This window comes from Vibrio sp. 2130-1 (genome assembly GCF_033339515.1).
The window spans coordinates 163656-181305 of the sequence record NZ_JAWOUT010000001.1 but is presented as its reverse complement, the minus strand read 5'-3'; the positions used below and the strand labels follow the sequence as shown (position 1 = coordinate 181305).

General features: G+C 44.8%; 17 protein-coding genes. 9 read left to right on the top strand and 8 right to left on the bottom strand.

What is annotated here, in order from left to right; translation table 11 throughout:
* The first annotated feature begins 4 nt into the window (after positions 1 to 4).
* The 7 genes from rsxC (at position 5) to R7Q09_RS00890 (ending at position 6873) form a co-directional block, all read left to right on the top strand.
* Positions 5 to 2755, top strand: coding sequence for an electron transport complex subunit RsxC (gene rsxC, locus R7Q09_RS00920; RefSeq protein ID WP_318070806.1), 2751 nt, complete (start codon positions 5 to 7; stop codon positions 2753 to 2755).
* A complete protein-coding gene (gene rsxD, locus R7Q09_RS00915; RefSeq protein WP_005390256.1) occupies positions 2755 to 3801 on the top strand; it encodes an electron transport complex subunit RsxD in 1047 nt (348 codons plus the stop codon). The genes rsxC and rsxD overlap by 1 nt, the downstream gene beginning before the upstream one ends.
* A gap of 7 nt (positions 3802 to 3808) precedes the next feature.
* On the top strand, positions 3809 to 4441 hold the full coding sequence (rsxG, locus tag R7Q09_RS00910; RefSeq protein WP_167415366.1) for an electron transport complex subunit RsxG: 633 nt from the start codon (positions 3809 to 3811) through the stop codon (positions 4439 to 4441).
* Positions 4441 to 5133: an electron transport complex subunit E gene (locus tag R7Q09_RS00905; RefSeq protein ID WP_005380745.1), complete on the top strand. Its 693-nt coding sequence runs from the start codon at positions 4441 to 4443 to the stop codon at positions 5131 to 5133. The genes rsxG and R7Q09_RS00905 overlap by 1 nt, the downstream gene beginning before the upstream one ends.
* Positions 5134 to 5197: 64 nt before the next feature.
* A complete protein-coding gene (gene nth / locus R7Q09_RS00900) occupies positions 5198 to 5839 on the top strand; it encodes an endonuclease III (protein WP_256895605.1) in 642 nt (213 codons plus the stop codon).
* A gap of 32 nt (positions 5840 to 5871) precedes the next feature.
* On the top strand, positions 5872 to 6288 hold the full coding sequence (gene gloA / locus R7Q09_RS00895) for a lactoylglutathione lyase (protein ID WP_005380739.1): 417 nt from the start codon (positions 5872 to 5874) through the stop codon (positions 6286 to 6288).
* Between the two features lie 150 nt (positions 6289 to 6438).
* On the top strand, positions 6439 to 6873 hold the full coding sequence (locus R7Q09_RS00890; RefSeq protein WP_005384886.1) for a DUF2753 domain-containing protein: 435 nt from the start codon (positions 6439 to 6441) through the stop codon (positions 6871 to 6873).
* A 120-nt stretch (positions 6874 to 6993) separates the two neighbouring features.
* On the opposite strand, the gene motY is transcribed toward R7Q09_RS00890, so the two are convergent.
* On the bottom strand, positions 6994 to 7875 hold the full coding sequence (motY, locus tag R7Q09_RS00885) for a flagellar protein MotY (protein WP_005384887.1): 882 nt from the start codon (positions 7873 to 7875) through the stop codon (positions 6994 to 6996).
* A 341-nt stretch (positions 7876 to 8216) separates the two neighbouring features.
* On the opposite strand from motY, the gene rnt reads away from it, so the two are divergent.
* Together rnt and R7Q09_RS00875 are read left to right on the top strand one after the other, a co-directional pair.
* The gene (rnt, locus tag R7Q09_RS00880) at positions 8217 to 8861 is read left to right on the top strand and encodes a ribonuclease T (RefSeq protein WP_005384888.1); all 645 of its coding nucleotides are present in this window, start codon (positions 8217 to 8219) and stop codon (positions 8859 to 8861) included.
* Between the two features lie 28 nt (positions 8862 to 8889).
* On the top strand, positions 8890 to 10215 hold the full coding sequence (locus tag R7Q09_RS00875) for a Na+/H+ antiporter family protein (RefSeq protein ID WP_318070805.1): 1326 nt from the start codon (positions 8890 to 8892) through the stop codon (positions 10213 to 10215).
* A 77-nt stretch (positions 10216 to 10292) separates the two neighbouring features.
* On the opposite strand, the gene R7Q09_RS00870 is transcribed toward R7Q09_RS00875, so the two are convergent.
* The 7 genes from R7Q09_RS00870 to R7Q09_RS00840 form a co-directional block, all read right to left on the bottom strand.
* Entirely contained in the window at positions 10293 to 10922 is a 630-nt protein-coding gene (locus R7Q09_RS00870; RefSeq protein ID WP_017821191.1) for a DsbA family protein, read from the bottom strand.
* 780 nt (positions 10923 to 11702) lie between these two features.
* Positions 11703 to 12236 carry a hypothetical protein gene (locus R7Q09_RS00865; protein ID WP_318070804.1) on the bottom strand — a complete coding sequence of 178 codons (534 nt, stop codon included), beginning with the start codon at positions 12234 to 12236 and terminating at the stop codon, positions 11703 to 11705.
* 234 nt (positions 12237 to 12470) lie between these two features.
* Positions 12471 to 14111 carry a hypothetical protein gene (locus tag R7Q09_RS00860; protein WP_318070803.1) on the bottom strand — a complete coding sequence of 547 codons (1641 nt, stop codon included), beginning with the start codon at positions 14109 to 14111 and terminating at the stop codon, positions 12471 to 12473.
* Positions 14108 to 14581: a hypothetical protein gene (locus R7Q09_RS00855; RefSeq protein ID WP_017635430.1), complete on the bottom strand. Its 474-nt coding sequence runs from the start codon at positions 14579 to 14581 to the stop codon at positions 14108 to 14110. Before R7Q09_RS00855 ends, R7Q09_RS00860 begins: the two co-directional genes overlap by 4 nt.
* Positions 14575 to 15465, bottom strand: a complete 891-nt coding sequence (locus tag R7Q09_RS00850) for a hypothetical protein (protein WP_248393802.1) — start codon at positions 15463 to 15465, stop codon at positions 14575 to 14577. The genes R7Q09_RS00855 and R7Q09_RS00850 overlap by 7 nt, the downstream gene beginning before the upstream one ends.
* Positions 15462 to 15863, bottom strand: a complete 402-nt coding sequence (locus R7Q09_RS00845) for a hypothetical protein (RefSeq protein ID WP_318070801.1) — start codon at positions 15861 to 15863, stop codon at positions 15462 to 15464. The genes R7Q09_RS00850 and R7Q09_RS00845 overlap by 4 nt, the downstream gene beginning before the upstream one ends.
* 3 nt (positions 15864 to 15866) lie before the next feature.
* Positions 15867 to 17645 carry a phage tail protein gene (locus tag R7Q09_RS00840; RefSeq protein WP_248393806.1) on the bottom strand — a complete coding sequence of 593 codons (1779 nt, stop codon included), beginning with the start codon at positions 17643 to 17645 and terminating at the stop codon, positions 15867 to 15869.
* Positions 17646 to 17650 lie beyond the last annotated feature (5 nt).

The following is a 17650-nucleotide window of genomic DNA, read 5'->3' as shown; positions in this document are numbered from 1 at the left end:
TCACATGTTGTCTTTGATTGAACAAATTCGTACAGGCGCGCTTTGGGATTTCCCAGGTGGTGTGCATCCGGCAGACAATAAAAAGCAGTCCAACAAAACTGAACTCGCTCATGCGGCTATCCCGTCAGAAATTGTATTGCCGCTAAAGCAGCACATTGGTAAAGCGGGTAACCTACTGGTTGCCGAAGGTGACTACGTATTAAAAGGTCAGCCATTAACGCAATCGGAGACCGGCTTTACGGTTCCAGTGCATGCTCCAACATCAGGTACGCTCACCGCGATTGAGCCACGAACTGTCGCGCACCCTTCTGGGTTAAGTGAGTTGTGCGCAGTCATCACGCCTGATGGGAAAGATGCATGGTGTGAAAGAAACCCCGTCGCAGATTACCAACAAGAAACCCCTGACGCACTGATTGATATTATTCGTCTCGCTGGTATTTCTGGTATGGGTGGCGCAGGCTTCCCTACTGCAAAAAAAATCCAATCAGGTTTTGCTCGTACCGAGATTCTTATCGTTAATGCAGCAGAGTGCGAGCCATACATCACGTCTGATGACAAGCTCATGCAAGAACATGCCGAAGAGCTTATTCAAGGTATCGAAATTGTCGAACATATCCTGACACCAAAGCTCACGATTATTGGCATTGAAGACAACAAACCAGAAGCAATCAAAGCGCTAGAAGCTGCGGCTATAAACAAAGATATCGTTATTCGCGTTATCCCAACTAAATACCCTTCTGGCGGTGAAAAACAGCTGATCAAAATTTTAACCAATAAAGAAGTACCAAGTGGCGCGATTCCAGCCGATATTGGTATTTTGGTTCAGAATGTTGGTTCTCTTTACGCTATAAAACGCGCAGTCATCGACGGTGAACCGATGATAAAGCGCATCGTGACTCTCACTGGTAAAACCTTCAAACAACCACGCAACGTTTGGGCATTGTTAGGGACACCAGTACAAGCACTGTTGGATGAGTTTGGCTATAAAGCAGATAAGAAGTTACAGCGTTTAATTATGGGTGGGCCAATGATGGGCTTTACCCTTCCTCACTCCCAAGTGCCGATTACCAAGACAGCAAACTGTATCCTTGCTCCGACTCGTCGTGAGATCTCTCCGCACCAGTATGAGATGGAATGTATTCGCTGTAGCCAATGTGCCGAAGCGTGCCCTGCTTCGCTGCTGCCTCAACAACTGCAATGGCATGCAAAAGCTGAAGAGTATGACAAACTCGAAGAATTAAACTTAAAGGATTGTATCGAGTGCGGCGCTTGTGCGTTTGTATGTCCAAGTGAAATTCCGCTCGTACAGTACTACCGTCAAGCGAAAGCAGAAATTCGAACTAGAACACAAGAAGCGGAAGCTGCAGAGCGAGCAAAACTGCGTTTTGAAGAGAAAAAAGCGCGTATGGAACGCGAAAAAGCAGAACGTGAAAATCGCTTCAAGAAAGCTGCCGATCAGCGCCGTAAAGAGATGAAGTCTTCTGGCGGCGATGATGCGATAGCAGCAGCAATCGCACGAGTGAAAGCTCAAAAGACAGAAACCACTGAAAAAGCAGAGCCAGCAGTAAAACCAGCCGTAGCGGCAGCCATTGCCAAAGCGAAGGCTAAACAAGCGGCAGCAGCTAAAGCAGGCTCTAGTGAACCTGATAACTCAGAAATGGCAAAACTGCGCGAAGAACGCAAACGTCTTGCTCGCGAACGTAAAGCGCAAAAAGAACAAGGCGAAACGCCAGACAATAACGCTGATGATAAAAAATCGGCAGTTGCGGCCGCCATCGCCCGAGCTAAAGCGAAAAAAGCACAACAAGAAGATTCAACTGAATCTGTAGAATCGGAAACGTCTGCACAGCAAGACAGCGATCCGAAGAAAGCCGCGGTTGCTGCTGCCATTGCACGTGCCAAAGCACGTAAAGCGAAGCAAGCAGACTCAACTGAAGCGGAAGAAGCTGAAGCACCTACTGAGCAAACCGACGATCCGAAAAAAGCCGCCGTGGCTGCTGCGATTGCACGTGCCAAAGCACGAAAAGCGAAGCAAGCAGACTCAACTGAAGCGGAAGAAGCTGACGCACCTGCCGAGCAAACCGACGATCCGAAAAAAGCCGCAGTTGCCGCTGCAATTGCTCGAGCCAAAGCGCGCAAAGCGAAGCAAGCAGACTCAACCGAAGCGGAAGAAGCTGACGCACCTGCCGAGCAAACCGACGATCTGAAAAAAGCCGCAGTTGCCGCTGCAATTGCTCGAGCCAAAGCGCGAAAAGCGAAGCAAGCAGACTCAGCTGAAGCGGAAGAAGCTGAAGCACCTGCCGAGCAAACCGACGATCCGAAAAAAGCCGCCGTGGCAGCTGCCATTGCACGTGCCAAAGCGCGTAAAGCTAAGCAAGAAACGCAAACAGAGCCTGTTGAAGAAGCAACTTCCGAAGAACCAGAAGTGGATCCGAAGAAAGCCGCGGTTGCCGCAGCAATTGCGCGCGCGAAGGCTCGTAAAGCGAAACAAGCAGACTCAACTGAAGCGGAAGAAGCTGAAGCACCTGCCGAGCAAACCGACGATCCGAAAAAAGCTGCCGTGGCTGCTGCCATCGCTCGAGCCAAAGCGCGCAAAGCGAAGCAAGAAACGCAAACAGAGCCTGTTGAAGAAGCAACCTCCGAAGAACCAGAAGTGGATCCGAAGAAAGCCGCGGTTGCCGCAGCAATTGCGCGCGCGAAGGCACGCAAAGCGCAACAAGAAGCTAATAAAAATAATACTGAGGAGAACGAGTAGTGTCGTTTTTTATTGCCAGTTCACCGCATACCCACAGTCGTCGTAGTACGCCAGACTTAATGAAATGGGTGGCACTTTGCGCACTTCCAGGTTTAGTAGCTCAAACCTACTTCTTTGGCTGGGGTACGCTTATTCAGCTGATTTTTGCCATTGCAGTCGCTGTATCCCTTGAAGCCTTAGTCATGATCTGTCGTAAACGCTCACCAATGAGAGCGCTACGTGATAACAGTGCAATAGTTACCGCTTGGTTGTTAGCCGTTGCTATACCACCATGGTCTCCGTGGTGGATTATGGTGATCGGGCTTATTTTTGCGATAGTAATTGCTAAACACCTCTATGGTGGCCTTGGACAAAACTTATTCAACCCTGCAATGGTCGCTTATGTGGTCTTGTTGATCTCTTTCCCAGTACAAATGACGAGTTGGAGTGCACCGACATCACTCATACCTGATCATGTAAATTTTGCAGATACACTCTCTTTAATTTTTACGGGCTATGATTACGACGGCTTATCACTTCAGCAAGTTCGCTCAGGTGTTGACGGCGTGACAATGGCGACACCACTTGATGCATTTAAGACTGGCATTCTTACAGGTGCCACTCCAAGCGAAGTAATGTCGCAGCCAATATTTGATGGCTTAGGTGGTATTGGTTGGCAATGGGTAAACCTTGCTTACCTTCTTGGCGGCATAGTCATGATCAAAAAGCGTATCATCCAATGGTATATTCCAGCAGGTTTCCTTGCGAGTCTGACTCTGTTTAGCCTAGTGTTCACGTTGCTGACGCCAGGGGAAACTGCGTCGCCAGTTTTACACTTGTTATCTGGTGCAACCATGCTTGGCGCATTCTTTATTGCAACCGATCCCGTTTCGGCGTCTACCACCGTCAAAGGACGTTTAATCTTCGGTGCGCTTATTGGTGCTTTGGTTTTTATCATTCGCAGTTGGGGCGGTTTCCCAGATGGTGTTGCATTTGCAGTGTTGCTTGCAAATATGTGTGTGCCACTGATCGATTACTACACCAAACCTAGAACTTACGGTCACTGAGGTAAACATGTTAACCGCTATTAGAAAAAATGGTCTGACACTCGCGATATTTGCATGTGCAACAACCGGATTAGTCGCCCTTACTCAGTACCTAACAAAAGACCAAATCAAGGTACAAGAGCAAAAACAATTACTTTCTGTTTTGAATCAAGTCATTCCAGAAAATATGCATGACAACGCACTCACGCAAGCTTGTACAATGGTCACGTCTCCAGATCTGGGGACATTACGTGCGATGCCAGCCTACCTCGCCACGAAGAATGGTGAACCAACAGCAATCGCAATAGAATCTATCGCGCCAGATGGCTACAATGGTGAGATAAAAGTAATTACTGGGATTGATAATCAGGGCAATATTTTGGGGACACGCGTCCTAAACCACCAAGAAACCCCTGGTCTGGGCGATAAAATCGATCTTCGTGTCACCGACTGGATCCTGAGCTTTACAGGAAAGCAAGTCACGGAAAACAATTGGAATTCGTGGAAAGTTCGTAAAGATGGCGGCGATTTCGATCAATTTACTGGTGCAACGATCACGCCAAGAGCCGTCGTAAAAGTGGTGCGAAATACCGTTAACTACGTAAACCAATCTCGTAAAGACATTCTTAGCCAGCCGTTAGGCTGTGAAGGAGAGCAGTAATGAATGAGAATAAATTACTGATGAAAAACGGTATGTGGAGTAACAACCCCGCTCTCGTACAACTGCTGGGCTTATGTCCACTGCTAGCGGTTTCTTCCACGATAACCAATGCATTAGGTCTTGGTATTGCAACCTTACTCGTGCTAGTTGGATCCAACGTAACAGTTTCTCTTATTCGTAACTATGTGCCAAAAGAGATCCGTATACCTGTATTCGTTATGATCATTGCCTCACTCGTTACCTGCGTTCAGTTGTTAATGAATGCCTATGCGTACGGTTTGTACCTGTCTCTAGGTATCTTTATTCCTCTGATTGTAACGAACTGCATTATTATTGGCCGAGCAGAAGCTTACGCGTCAAAAAATGATGTTGCACCCGCTGCGCTAGATGGTTTGTGGATGGGCCTTGGTATGACGAGCGTCTTGGTTGTTTTAGGTGCCATGCGCGAATTGATTGGTAATGGCACACTATTCGACGGAGCAGACCTTCTCCTAGGAGACTGGGCTTCAGCTCTACGGATTCAAGTTTTCCAATTTGACAATAGCTTCCTGTTAGCGCTTCTCCCACCTGGTGCATTTATCGGTGTTGGGCTGTTGATAGCGCTCAAAAATGTCATAGATAATTCAATTCAGGCACGTCAACCAAAAGAAGAAAAACCAACCATAGAACGTGCTCGCGTCACTAACGCATAACAAGATAAGGCTCTGTCATAGGAGCCTTTTTCATAAACCGCAGAGACGGTATTGGAAGTCAGCAATGAACAAAATAAAAAGAATCGAAATTCTTGAGCGATTACGAGAAAACAATCCGAATCCTCAAACTGAGCTTAACTGGAGCTCCCCTTTTGAGCTGCTAATCGCTGTATTACTATCAGCTCAAGCAACCGATGTAAGCGTCAATAAAGCCACCGACAAGCTTTTCCCTGTAGCGAATACACCTCAAAGCATTCTTGATTTGGGAGTCGATGGCTTAAAAGAATACATAAAGACCATCGGTTTGTTTAACTCAAAGGCAGAAAACACAATCAAGACTTGTAAGATCTTGTTGGAAAAACACAATGGTGAAGTTCCTGAAGATCGTGCAGCGTTAGAAGCGCTGCCAGGCGTAGGTCGCAAGACCGCAAACGTCGTGCTCAACACCGCTTTTGGTTGGCCAACTATTGCCGTCGATACGCACATTTATCGCGTGTCGAATCGCACTAAATTTGCGATGGGAAAAACGGTTGATGATGTCGAGCAGAAGCTATTAAAAGTTGTGCCAAAAGAGTTCAAACTCGATGTGCACCACTGGCTCATTCTTCATGGTCGTTATACGTGCGTAGCAAGAAAGCCTCGCTGCGGTAGCTGCATTATCGAAGATTTGTGCGAATATAAAGATAAAGTATACCCAGATAGCTAACGCTATTTGTAAATCAAAGCTAGGAGCAAAAAATGTCAAACGGTCGAATTCTCCACACTATGCTTCGCGTAGGTGATCTAGACAAATCCATCAAGTTTTACACTGAAGTTATGGGCATGCAGCTGCTTCGTACTAACGAAAATAAAGAGTACGAATACACGCTAGCGTTTCTTGGTTATGGTGACGAATCCCAAGGTGCAGTGATCGAACTGACTTACAACTGGGGTAAAACTGAGTATGACCTGGGTACTGCTTTTGGTCATATCGCCATTGGTGTTGACGATATCTACACAACTTGTGACGCTATCAAAGCGGCGGGCGGTAATGTGACACGTGAGCCAGGTCCAGTAAAAGGCGGAAGCACGCACATTGCATTCGTAAAAGACCCAGATGGTTATATGATTGAGCTTATTCAAAACAAGCAAGCTTCAGCAGGTCTTGAAGGCTAAGCGGCACTTCTAATAATCACTTGTACTGCAAGTTGAACTCCGATTACAGGCAGGTCTGCGATCTGCCTGTCCTTTTATAAACAAAACCCTTTACTTGATAATAGTTATCGTTTAGATTTATCCGCAACTTCGATATGCGGGATTACGATAATGATCAGTGAATGGGAAAAACACACACTTCTAGCCGATACGGCACTTCAACTAGATGACCCTGTTCGCAGCATTCTTCATTACCAGCAAGCCCTAAGCCTGAGTGAAGATATTAGCGAATGTGTGGAAATTGAGGCGGACGAGCGATTATTAATTTCTGTGATTTCTTGTCATAACTTAGCTCAGTTCTGGCGTTGGGCCGGAGATACTGACTATGAACTCAAATACCTTCAACTGGCCTCTGAGAAAGTCTTAACACTTATCCCACAATGCCCAAATAAAGAGTGTGCAAGCTTTATCGACTCGATAGGATGCTGTACTAAGGCGTTGATAGACTTTATGAAGCGTCACCCTAATCCAGCTATTGCCAAACAGGTTGAAAAAATAGATACCGCAACCAATTGCGAAGTCATTGCCAAATTCCGCTTAAACTAACATTCAAATTATACAGCAGGAATCACCGAAAGGTGCTTGGCAAAATACCACTAAAATATTATTAACAACGTCAGTAAATCAAAAACGCCGAAGCTTTCAGCTTCGGCGTTTTTATATGCATCACACTTGGGTTCGCCCTAGAGATATCACGACTCGGCGGTTTTTGTCTTTTCCTATTGGCGAACCGTTATCTGCAATAGGACGACGCTTGCCGTACCCTTGCACTTGAATTCGATCTTCCGGTAGCCCTAGAGACTGAAAATAGTCACGAAGTGACTCTGCACGTCGCTCTGATAAACTTTGACTCGCACTTTTACCATCGGTTGAATCTGTGTACGTCGCCACCAGCACGAGATCGATATCTTGATTATGTCGGATATAATCTGCAATTTGTGATAAACGCTTTTTAGAAGCCTTGGTTAACTGATCACCTTGTCTTTCGTAGTGCAAAATCGTAAAAGCAATGTCCTCAAAACTATATTTCAATAAGTTGGAAATACAGTCGCTAAACGCGTTGTACTTGTTTTGAAATAGTACTGATGACAATGCGACTTCAATTCTCTGATCTCGGCTCTGCCAATCTTGGTAACTAAAAGTCGGATAACGGCCTTTTTCCAGCTCAGACAAAATGCCCCATGCTGTTTGCCCTCCGACATAACCATCAAACTGTTTAAAAAACTTTAGGTTTGTAATTCGATCGGCGTGTTCACCTGGCCGCCAAGGTGGCGGCATAGAAATGAGACTGACGTTACGTGTTTCTCCCATCGGACGACGCATTTTTAACTCAAAGTCTAAATTGATTTTTTTATTTGCACGAGATGAAAATACCGCATCTCCAAAGCTTGGAATGGGGTGTACAAGCTGACATTCTAATGGTGTATTGACCACCATTTCCCATTGAGATTGCTGTGGAGTTGCAGCATAACGTTTGCCCATCAAAGCGAAGCTGCTTGTGCTAAACAACGAAAATACAACACCACTGGTAATCAGCCATTTCTTCATCTAATACTGTCTCTTAAACGGCAGTCTGTTGCCGTCAAATTGCATCAATAAAACCACTTCAACGGGCATGCAAAAATCTCGCCAATATCGGAATATCTGTCACACTGCCATTAATGTGAGCCATAGTGTTCCAATCACCTTAACCGCCACTTAGCGTTTTACTTCCTCATGTTTTATCGGTTTACATGATGCAAAGTATGGCGAATAAACGTCTACATAATATGCAATACAAACTTATTGATTGGATGCAAAATAGAATTCCGGTTTTCTCTTAAATTGCGGTTTTTCTCATCGGTATAATCTGCAATAATGCAGCCTTCGTCACACAAAAATAAGCCAACATGACACTAGAAAATGAAGCTCTAACCTTGAAAAAACGCTTTCGTGGTTATTTCCCTGTGGTAGTAGACGTTGAGACCGCTGGTTTCAATGCTCAAACTGATGCACTTTTAGAAATCTGTGCCGTTACGTTGAAAATGGACGAACATGGCGTGTTGCATCCGGCCTCCACCATTCATTTTCATGTGGAACCATTTGAAGGCGCTAACTTAGAAAAAGAAGCGCTTGAATTCAATGGTATTCGTGACCCTTTCAGCCCTCTTCGAGGTGCTGTTTCTGAGCAAGAGGCGCTAAAGGAAATTTATAAGCTTATTCGCAAAGAACAAAAAGCCGCAGATTGCTCACGTGCAATTATGGTTGCTCATAACGCAGCATTCGACTTGGGTTTTGTAAATGCAGCAAATGAACGCTGTAAACTAAAAAGAGTCCCTTTTCATCCCTTTGCTACTTTTGATACGGCTACATTAAGTGGCCTTGCTTATGGCCAAACAGTTCTCGCTAAAGCATGCAAAACAGCCGGGATGGAATTTGATAACCGTGAAGCACACTCTGCGCTTTACGATACACAAAAAACAGCAGAATTATTCTGCGGTATTGTCAACAAATGGAAGGCCCTCGGCGGTTGGCCGCTTGTCGACGAAGAATAATAAGTAAACACAACATATTAGGAAAAGTATGAATCCTGTCGTTATATCAGTGTGCGTCATGCTCGTGTTAGCATTGATGCGCGTAAACGTGGTGGTTGCCCTCACGTTTAGTGCCATCGTAGGCGGCCTAGTCGCAGGCATGAGCCTTGGGGATACGGTTGCCGCATTTGAAAGTGGTCTAGGTGGCGGTGCAACTATCGCGCTAAGCTACGCCATGTTAGGTACTTTCGCTGTTGCCACCTCGAAATCAGGCATCACGGATCTACTGGCCAAAAGTGTTATCAAGCGCTTAAATGGCAAAGAAAACTCCGCTTCCACTACTGGCTTAAAGTACGCCGTGTTGGTGGCATTAGTGCTTGTTACGATGTCGTCTCAGAACGTAATTCCGGTCCATATCGCCTTTATTCCAATTTTGATTCCACCTCTTTTGGGCGTATTCGCGAAACTTAAACTCGACCGACGTTTGGTCGCGTGTGTTCTTACCTTCGGTTTGATCACACCTTACATGATCTTGCCTGTTGGTTTCGGCGGTATTTTCTTAAACAACATTCTGTTAAAGAACCTACATGACAACGGTTTGGAGAATGTGGTTGCAAGCCAAGTCCCAACCGCCATGTTACTGCCAGGTGCAGGTATGCTGTTTGGTCTATTACTGGCTATCTTTGTTAGCTATCGTAAACCGCGTGTCTACAAAGAAACTGAGTTGACTGTCGTTGACGAAACCGATCACGTCATTAATAAAAAGCACATCTTAGTTGCGGCACTTGGTATTGTCGCTGCATTGGGTGTTCAGCTTTACACGGGTTCAATGATTATCGGTGCTCTAGCTGGCTTTATGGTGTTCACTTTCGGCGGCGTTATTGCATGGAAAGAGACGCACGACGTGTTCACTAAAGGTGTACACATGATGGCAATGATTGGCTTCATCATGATCGCAGCGGCAGGTTTTGCAGCAGTAATGAAGCAAACTGGCGGTGTTGAAACACTAGTACAATCGCTATCAACCAGCATCGGTGACAATAAGCCTCTAGCTGCACTACTGATGCTGATCGTTGGTCTATTAGTAACAATGGGCATTGGTTCATCGTTCTCTACGATTCCAATCCTTGCAACTATCTATGTGCCTCTTGCGCTAGCATTCGGTTTCTCGCCGATGGCAACGATTGCACTGGTAGGTACTGCAGCTGCGTTAGGTGATGCAGGCTCTCCAGCTTCTGACTCTACATTAGGCCCTACATCTGGTCTAAATGCCGACGGTCAACATGAGCACATTTGGGAAACAGTCGTTCCAACCTTTATCCATTATAATATCCCTCTAATCATCTTTGGTTGGATTGCAGCAATGGTGCTTTAATACTATTGTTTGGATGGATATACATTAGTTACGAAAAAGCCGCTCAATGAGCGGCTTTTTGTTATTCATAACTGTGGTTATTGCGCTGGCATATTGTCAATAATACGCTCACGAATCAGCTTCAAGGTTGGTTCTGTCGACAGGTAATCGATGGCAATCGGAAAATAAGCGTCGTTAATTTTAAGAACCAAGCTAGGGTAAGAGCTCACACCTAGGCTCTTTGCAAGGCTCAATTGATCTTCGAACACACCTTCTAAGAAAGAGCCATCCATGTCATTCTTGAATTGCTGAACATTCAAGCCAATTTCTCTCGCTAGTTGCAAGTGAGTGGCTTCTTCATGAGGAGGCATCGCACGTAAGTAGTACGCATGCTGAATCGCTTCTAGCATCTGCTCATAAGAGTCTTGAAAGCCCGCTGCAATAACCGCACGACAAGATTGGTAAGTGCTTCTAACTGGCGTACAAAGCTTCCAGAAATCGTAGTTAAACTTAGTGCCTAACTGGCGCTCAATCTGCTTCCAAATACCTTCGAGTTTTTGTTGCATCTCGGGCGGCATCGGTAAATTAGTATCTGGCGCAAGACCACCAACCACATACTCAAACTGAATCACACCTGGCAGTTGCTGTTTTAGTTTATCCAGCGTTGGTTTGTAACCCCAACACCAACTGCACATTGGGTCATGCACGTAGTAAAGCTTTATATCCACTTTAATTTTTTAACCTATAAAATCAATTAGTTAAATGAAACAAGAATAATAAATGGCGATAAAGTGGCGACACATTTAAATCTTATTGCTTGGTTTCTGCTTAAGAGTTAACGAGTTTTGCTTGTAACCCTGATAACAATATAGGTCCAGCACTCACTCGTTCCCCTCTTCTTCATCAACACGTAAACAGCGGTTTTGTCCCGTTAACTGCACAGTGATTTTGACATCTGAGTTTAATTATACCGTCTCATAAATTGAAAAACTGCTTTATCTTAATAATTCGCTCTAAAGCCTTATAGAGTAAGGCTCTATGCCCTCTTGATCAGATCTTATCTTCGCTCACCTGATCATCTACATTTCTCACAAAATTCTGAACAACACTTATTTTTCATGCACTTACAAAAGTCACTTTGATCTTCCCAGATCATTAAAATTGGAATTTACTGAAAATATTTTCAATCTTTGAAATTTTCAAAACACTCTCAGTCTAGGCTCTAAGTAGCTCTATTCTCTCGCAAGCCCCGCTATATATATGGTTTCCCATGAGACACTCTAGGAACTCTCCCCACTAAATTTCAGTACACAAAAACTGAAAAAAAACTGATCGAAAAACCTCGCAGGCGGGTGAGGAGAGTGCGGATTTTGTCATCCGCTCAGTGTGTCCCGTGAGTTCATAACCGTTCATCGCCATATGACTTGTAGCTTTAGTTTGAGATCAACATAAAAAAACGCAGCCGTATGGCTGCGTTGATTGTGTGAAAATCAAGTTCTTTATGTGTGCTAATATGCCTTAAACTTGCTTTCATCATCACCTTGTCCTACGGACTGCATTTCAGAGCAGCTCCATAGCAGCTCAAATTGGTTCAGATCTTCATCGTCTTCGGGAAGAACAATGGTTGAATCTTGAATAACTAGCTTCACGCAACTTGATTGTTTAGTTGGGATACAGTGGTAAAGCTCAGCAACTTTTTTATCATCTTCGATTCCCCCAAGCACAAGCGTTGAAGCGTCTAGAATGAGACACTGGCAAGGTACAAAGTCCGGCAATGCCCCAAACTTAGTTTCTAGATTATTCAATAACTCCGTATCTAAACTATCTCTCTTCAAGCAACCAACGATAGCAAACTGGTAATTTTTCGATTTTCTAACCACCTTACCAGAGAGCCAAGGTTTGTGGTCTTCGTTGACAATTTCTACCCACCAATTCCAGTCCTCAAACATTTTATAGATCTTCTTATTTTGAGTGCTTTTTTTAAAAGCGAGACACAAACCCACCACTACAAATACTGCAGCTACTAGAGTACTGATTGTCATCCCCTTGCCCCTACTTAATGGTTCTTTAAATACAAAAATAGGACAGAGAATAACAATAATTTCAAACAGTTATTATTCTTAATGGAGTATTCCAGCGAATCTCCCTACAAAATGGTTATTTTGTCTATCAAAAACATGGCATAAGAAGGTAATAAGCCTAATTAATATATGGATAACAATTGTTAAGCTATCAACATTAAAGTCCAGGTGGGTTATCCCCCACCCGTTGGACAACTAGCTTGTTTGTGTTATCGGTTCGAGTCTTCCCTTCAATTTCATACTATCCTCCCCATGGCCAACAATATCATTCGCTTGGACTGGTGTTTTGGTGCTTGCTCGTCCTGGTGCTACACCGCTGTGTGTATGCGTTGCTAAAGTGTCGGCCAATTCTTTAACCACCTGCATTAGCTCCGATAAAAGAATCAACACATTCTCTTGCTTAGAGCCTATCCAAGTCTTAGGTGATTGAAGCCATTGGTGCTCAGCGGCAATACTTCGGCGAAATTTTCCGATGGTCTCAATCAGTTCGCCAGCGGTAGCCGTTTGCATGTTACCCAAGCTTCCTAACACCAGATCATCTCCTGACAACAAATTAATAGCGCCAAGCGCTTCAATGAGCTTCTTACCATTCACTTCTTCAGTGCTGTGCTCATTTACAAAAAGCTGATGCTGGCCTAACTCACCTTTATACCGTTCAAATTGGTCTAACTTACCAAACGCTCTCTGATTTTGAGTTTGGTCAGTCTGCAGTGTTGTATTTCCTGCGGCATCGACTCGATAACTCACTTCTTCACGTTGCTGTTGTAGTTGTTCACCAGGCTCTATTGAGGGAAGCGCATATTCACGTCCATAAACGCCACGTATGATGGGTCTATCGCTTCGACCATAAGCGAAAGCAATTTCAACCAATGTCCCTTCTAATGGATACGCTAACAATCCGGACTCATGTCCGCTCATGTTAACTGGCAGTGGAATCGAGCGATAAACCGGTACGTTACTATCTGGTTGCAAATTCTCATCTAGAACTTGCACATCAACAGAGAGTCTTGGCCGAAATGGGTCAGATACTTTACCCGCCGTCGCACTGTCTCTGACCATTTCGACTCGCCCGAACTTTGGCAAGTGAAAGCCTGCTGCTAATTCAGGAAAATGCTGTAGTGTTTCTCGCTTTTTAGGTATGACTTCAGACTGCTCAGCTTTCCAATACGCCGTCATATCATCCTGTATTAAGTCAACCCGATTGACTCGCTTACCATTCACAACCCGACCTGGTCTAAGCATAGGAAACGGAACAAAGGTGACACTGTTACCATTTTGACGACTCGTAAACTCTTCAGGTAGTGGCATTGGTTTGTCGTTGAAATGGCTATCTTGATAGGAGCCAAAATAAACCACCTGGTCAGTATGTTGAAACCAAACACAGTCAGGAATAGAAAAAGCCTTAGCGACCTGCTCTAAACATTGATAACCCGTTCCCTGGCAAACAAAGTTTGGGATCGCGGTCTTCATGTATTCTTTATTAGGTAGATTAAACTCGAGACCAGTAAGGTGAGAGAGCTCATCAATAACCTGCTCGGCATTTGGATGCTCTAAACTGAGAGACCAACGTTTACTCAAAATACCTGTCAGTTCTTTTACTGTGATTTTTTGGTAGCCATTGACTGTAGATTGGATTTTATCAACATAGCCCTCAAACCAAGGCGACGTTTTGTTTTCATATCCAATATCAAAACGCACTGGCTCGAATAATTTCAGGGGTTGTGTTGCTTCAATTTCAAAGATGGCCACACTACCTAAAGAAAGCTTTAAGCTCACCATGTTACTTGCCAATTTGACTTCTTCGCCGCTTATATACAAACGCTTCTCTAACTTCATTGAGTCGCCTCCTCTGCGGTGATGAGAGCCTGTTTTAACCGAGTATTCTCTCGCTGCTCTGGCTTGCTTTGCGCTTTAATCCGCTGCTCTTTTTGCTCGGCGACACTGTTGTACTCCCGAAGCTCAAAGGAAACATTCCAAGCCTGTAGAGTTTCATGTTCTCTTGCTTGAATACGCCCAGTGAACTTCACATTGCGAATTTTAAGTGCGAGCGCAATGTCATTGCCGATTCGATAAATACGTCTAGCATTCGCCTCATCTTTGTCCGAAGCAAACGCATAAAGTTGGGTCAGTGTGTCTATACGAATGAATGGAACACGACCACTAAAGGTAAGCTTTTTGCCTTTGTCACCTTGCTCTGCCACATCGGTACCAGAAGACTGCCCACTCATGTCCTGGTCTTTAAACTCCATGGACACTTCAACCGTCATCGAGTCTAAGTTAATTGGCACACCATCTAGAGCTAGCATAATAGCTCCTCAAAAAACGTCATAGGTTCATAACTAAGCAATAAGCTTGCTAATGTAAATTGATGATTGTTGGGCGTTCCCGCTTGATTCAATCGTGTCGCTATACTTTCCGCATTGCCCTCCACGGAGAACACATAGATACTTCCTTTTAGGTTCTTCAGGGCGTTGAGCTGAGCCTTGATTTCTTCCATCTTTTTATTGCGTTTCGCTGCTAGTAACTGCAACTTGTCAATTACGTGATGGTAATCGTCTGCTAATGACTCTAGCGTAGCTACTTGGGCACCTTGCCAATGTAAAGCATCATGTAATGGGTTAGCGTTGAGTAAAGCCATCGGCTTAAAGCGTGGTAGAGCGATCGCTGCAGGTTGATGGAACTTATCAACGTCATTGGTATTTAAAGCATGACTTTGCCTAGCTACTTGGCACCACTCAGGCATTGGAAACAATGATGTAAGCTCAATGAGCTGCCGAGAGAATTGGTTCAATTGAGAGGCCGTTACCATTATCGCAATACCGTGAAGATGGCCATTTGGTCGGTACCTATCAGCGTAATCCCGCAGCTTATTAGATAACGTTTTAATTGCAGTACTAGGATTGAGGTAACACCCCGAGTCCAAACGGGTCCCCACTTGAAACTGATATGGCGACACTGTAAGTACGGTTCCTGAGACAAGTAAGGATTGAAGTTCACTACGCAGCTTAAGCAAAGCGCTCGCCTCTTCACTTAAAGAGTGACGCCCGTAATTGGCGTCACTTGTATGGTTGGTTAACCGGTTAATCGCTTCATTCATTACGGCGCCGACTGCGTCTGTCACTGACTCAGCCTTGGTTTGAATATTCTGCGAGTAACTTGGCCAGTTTAATTGGGATAAGTGCCAAGTCATAAGCGGCCTTCAATTGTCATGGATTTCTCTGTAGGGCGTTGTGGTCGAATGGCCATCGTTACTACACCGTCCTTTACATAGTCGCGTAGTGCTCTCCGGTAACTTCTCCAAACTGAAGCAGTTAGCGTAGAACGAGGGTCGGAGTCTTCATGTAATGTGACTTGTCTATCCACATAAACCATTTCATGTGCCACCCACTGATTTTCTGCTTCAGCAAAAATGGCTGGCTCTTCTTGACCAGAAACTGCATCTGGATATGTCCATATGCCATTTGATTGTAAGACAGCGGGCAACTTTTCGGGTGGTGAAGGGATCTCTATCCATCCATGCGGAGGGGTACCTCCGATAACTTGAAAACACCCCGTTCCCACTAATCCATATATTTTCTCTTTATCCATCCCTTACACCTTAACGCCCACAATCTTTCTCAAATAATGCTCACCTGAATAGGCGGTCACACCATCGTATTTTAGAGAAGTACCACCTCTAACCGATTGAACTTCCTTACATGTCAAGGTAAACCCGTACTTGCCATCACTCTGCAAGATTACATAAAACTGGCCCAGCTCCATTGCTAATTGCACATCAACAATCGCGCTAAGACTTAGCCCTGACGCCGCTGCATAACCACCTTCGGCTGTCACTATCAAGAAATCGAAGTTCGTAATAGGCTCTGACGTTTTTAGCTTCGTATCACCTGGCGCTCTTCCATTCCATAAAATTGACCGCTTTGTATTTGATTTACTACTGAGTGCTTCTTGTAAACCTCGAATAGTAGAAATAGCTTGAGTGCCCGTATGATTAGCTCGGTTCTTTAAGTATGCGTCTGTTTGATTTTTCGTAGCTTGAGTGGCAACTCCATCGAGCTTTTTCTTATCTGCTGCCGTCATTACCCCTGCATGAGATGTCGTCACCGCACTTAAAACCGCATCTTTACCCGTAGAACTCTTGATCGTTTGAGTTGTGGCGTTGCGAGATGCCGTCAAGTTAGTTGCGATATTCGCTTGCGCTCCAGCTTGTATGCCATCCAGCTTCTTCTTGTCTGCTGCGGTCATCACCCCGGCGCTCGATGTTGTTGCGGCACTTAAAGTGGCATCTTTACCCGTAGAGCTATTAACCGTTTGAGAATTGGCGTTGCGAGACACGCTCAAGTTAGTTGCTACATTGACTTGAGCCCCACTCTGAATCCCGTCTAATTTTTTCTTATCGCTTGCACTCATCCAACCGGAGGCTGTTTTAGTGGCATTCTTAACATTCTTGTTGATGTATGACGCGACAGACTGAAAGACTCGCTTTGCACTCCATAGGCTACGGTATTCATCCTCACCAGCTTCAGCTTGTTGCTGAGTGATAACATCCCACACGCGCCAATCAGTAACATTGCCATGGGAGTCAATGCCAGCAAGTCGAGCGATGTAATGCTGTTGACCATTTTCATCAACGTAATTACTGAGTTCTGTTTTTGAGCTTCTTACTGTCGCTATGTTTTCCCAACGAGAGAGTGCGCTGCCTTGGCGTACCACATCTAAGTACAAGCCACATGGGATGCCATCACTGACCACCACCTCTTTTTTTGACAGCTCAACACGTAACCCTGAGACATAAACAACTCCGGGACTAACAACAAACGTGTTTGACTTTCCTTTAGCGACGACCGAGCAGCCACGAACAAAGGCCGAATGGCCATAATGGTCAAGATTCGCCAAACGTAAATCATCATCAATGCCCATTAAGCGCCCATGAAAATCTATCTGCCAAGTTCCTGGTTCAACATGAATATTTGCTATCGCTGCAGCGCCACTGTACTCCTGCGCGACGGACTTAATAGTGGTCATGTTTTCTTCTTTAGTTTCCGTGTTCTTATACACGATCAAGCCACAGGAGTTCTCAACATACTTGTCATGGAGGTAAATCGCATTGAACTTAAAACTCGGTGTGGTTGACTGAAGAATGACGGAATACACCAACGTATTACTATTAAGTCGCGCAGCCTGGTCCACTTTTTGACGATGCACGATATACGCTTCACTAGGCAGACCTAGGGCTCGGTCAATCGGTGATTCAGCGTCTAAGTTAGGAATATGAGCAAACACAAACTCGTTCATGTCTGTCGTACTACCCGTTGTAATTTTATCCACTAAATAGCGCTCAAACTGAGCAGGGATAATGGTCTGGCTCATACTGT

Excerpts from the sequence above, each read along its gene's own strand:
- rsxC (WP_318070806.1), top strand. The coding sequence starts at position 5 with ATGTTGTCTTTGATTGAACAAATTCGTACAGGCGCGCTTTGGGATTTC.
- rsxG (WP_167415366.1), top strand. The coding sequence starts at position 3,809 with ATGTTAACCGCTATTAGAAAAAATGGTCTGACACTCGCGATATTTGCA.
- R7Q09_RS00905 (WP_005380745.1), top strand. The coding sequence starts at position 4,441 with ATGAATGAGAATAAATTACTGATGAAAAACGGTATGTGGAGTAACAAC.
- nth (WP_256895605.1), top strand. The coding sequence starts at position 5,198 with ATGAACAAAATAAAAAGAATCGAAATTCTTGAGCGATTACGAGAAAAC.
- gloA (WP_005380739.1), top strand. The coding sequence starts at position 5,872 with ATGTCAAACGGTCGAATTCTCCACACTATGCTTCGCGTAGGTGATCTA.
- R7Q09_RS00890 (WP_005384886.1), top strand. The coding sequence starts at position 6,439 with ATGATCAGTGAATGGGAAAAACACACACTTCTAGCCGATACGGCACTT.
- motY (WP_005384887.1), bottom strand. The coding sequence starts at position 7,875 with ATGAAGAAATGGCTGATTACCAGTGGTGTTGTATTTTCGTTGTTTAGC.
- rnt (WP_005384888.1), top strand. The coding sequence starts at position 8,217 with ATGACACTAGAAAATGAAGCTCTAACCTTGAAAAAACGCTTTCGTGGT.
- R7Q09_RS00875 (WP_318070805.1), top strand. The coding sequence starts at position 8,890 with ATGAATCCTGTCGTTATATCAGTGTGCGTCATGCTCGTGTTAGCATTG.
- R7Q09_RS00865 (WP_318070804.1), bottom strand. The coding sequence starts at position 12,236 with ATGACAATCAGTACTCTAGTAGCTGCAGTATTTGTAGTGGTGGGTTTG.
- R7Q09_RS00860 (WP_318070803.1), bottom strand. The coding sequence starts at position 14,111 with ATGAAGTTAGAGAAGCGTTTGTATATAAGCGGCGAAGAAGTCAAATTG.
- R7Q09_RS00855 (WP_017635430.1), bottom strand. The coding sequence starts at position 14,581 with ATGCTAGCTCTAGATGGTGTGCCAATTAACTTAGACTCGATGACGGTT.
- R7Q09_RS00850 (WP_248393802.1), bottom strand. The coding sequence starts at position 15,465 with ATGACTTGGCACTTATCCCAATTAAACTGGCCAAGTTACTCGCAGAAT.
- R7Q09_RS00845 (WP_318070801.1), bottom strand. The coding sequence starts at position 15,863 with ATGGATAAAGAGAAAATATATGGATTAGTGGGAACGGGGTGTTTTCAA.
- R7Q09_RS00840 (WP_248393806.1), bottom strand. The coding sequence starts at position 17,645 with ATGAGCCAGACCATTATCCCTGCTCAGTTTGAGCGCTATTTAGTGGAT.